1 protein-coding gene is annotated in these 1998 nt (G+C 47.7%); it reads right to left on the bottom strand.

Annotation, left to right across the window (positions count from 1 at the left end; genetic code table 11):
* On the bottom strand, window positions 1-1998 hold a 1998-nt coding region (dnaE, locus tag B3O33_RS08385), incomplete at both ends, for a DNA polymerase III subunit alpha (protein WP_292363433.1).

Below are 1998 nucleotides of genomic sequence, written 5' to 3'. Positions count from 1 at the left end.
ACAGACTCGGCGGTACCGGCGAGCCCACCACTAAAATTATCCTGGCCGATCTTGCCCTGAATCACCACCAATTTATCCGGTTGTATAACGCTCTGATACTGCTCATACACATCGCCAAATACCCGTACTTCCAGACGGGCGGTCTGATCATCCAAAGTAATGAACGCCATGCGACTGCCATTTTTGGATTTCATGGTACGAATTGCCACAATCAAACCGGCAGTCAGTAAAGGAATTTCATTACGCTGATAACCTTTGGATTCCGGTGCATCCAGTTCACTGATCTTTTTTGGAATAAATTGAGCCAGTTCATCGGCATAGCGATCAATCGGATGTCCGCTTAGATATAATCCCAACGTTTCTTTTTCAGCGCGTAATAACTGTTCTTCCTGCCACTCTGTCACGATTTCCAGCAAATCTGTCTGCGGTTGATCGGCATGAGACGGCTCGGCCAGACCAAATAAATCATTCTGGCCACTGGCCGCATCACGGCGGTGCTGCTCTGCAATCTGCATTGCCCGACTGAGACTGGCTTCCAGACTGGCGCGATGGCCACCTAATGAGTCGAATGCACCGGCTTTGACTAAAGATTCCATCACCCGACGGTTGATTTTTTTCAGTTCGACCCGGCGGCAGAAATCAAATAATGAGGTAAAAGCTTCCCCTTGTTCACGCTCTGACACAATCCCCGCCAGGGCTGATTCACCCACGCCTTTAATAGCGCCCATGCCATAACGGATAGTGGTTTCATTCTCCACCGTAAATTGAATTTTGCTGAAATTAACGTCCGGTGGTAGCACCGTAAGATTCATATCACGACATTCATCAATCAGGCCAACAACTTTATCGGTGTTATCCATATCCGCTGATAAAACTGCCGCCATAAATGCTGCCGGATAATGCGCTTTCAGCCAAGCTGTCTGATAGGCGACGAGCGCATAAGCAGCCGAATGCGATTTGTTAAACCCGTATTCGGCAAACTTTTCCATCAAATCGAAAATAGGTCCGGCAGTATTTTCCTCAATGCCACGATTTTTGGCACCTTCGAGGAAAATTTGCCGTTGCTTAGCCATTTCTTCAGGCTTTTTCTTACCCATAGCACGGCGCAGCATGTCAGCTTCACCCAAACTGTAGCCAGCCAATACCTGAGCGATTTGCATGACCTGTTCCTGATAAACGATAACCCCATAGGTGGGTTTTAAAACAGGTTCAAGATCCGGATGCGGGTAATCGACTTTGGCACGACCATGTTTACGATTAACAAAGTCATCAACCATGCCCGATTGCAACGGGCCGGGTCGGAACAGGGCTACCAAAGCGATAATGTCTTCGAAATTATCCGGTTGCAGCCGTTTGATAAGCTCTTTCATACCACGCGATTCCAACTGGAATACCGCCGTGGTTTCACAACGTTTCAACAAATCGTAACTGGGCTTGTCATCCAGTGGCAAAAGCGCGATATCAATTTTGTCGGCATCCTCAGCTGGCAACATTGCTTTAACGTTTTTAACCGCCCAATCAATAACCGTCAGGGTTTTCAGACCCAGAAAGTCGAATTTAACCAGACCGACACTTTCAACGTCGTCTTTATCATATTGCGATACAAGCCCGGCTCCGTTTTGTTCGCAATATAATGGCGTGTAATCGGTCAGTTTTTTTGGTGCGATCACCACACCACCGGCATGTTTACCGACATTACGCGTCAAACCTTCTAACTGCAGGGCCAAATCAATTAATGTGCGGACTTCTTCTTCTTTTTCATAGCGCTCTTTAAGCTGCGGTTCTTGCTCCAGCGCCTTACTCAGCGTCATTTTCAGTTCAAATGGCACCAGCTTGGCCAGTTGATCAACCATACCATAAGGATGACCTAACACACGACCTACATCGCGCAATACCGCTTTGGCGGCCATGGTACCGAAGGTAATGATCTGCGAGACATGATCCCGGCCATAATGACGAGACACATAATCGATAACCCGATCCCGACCATCCATACAA

It is taken from the genome of Methylophaga sp. UBA1464 (genome assembly GCF_002325665.1).
Taxonomy (GTDB): Bacteria; Pseudomonadota; Gammaproteobacteria; order Nitrosococcales; family Methylophagaceae; genus Methylophaga.
The sequence above is the reverse complement of the archived record's forward strand: the minus strand, read 5'-3'. Positions and strand labels throughout refer to the sequence as shown.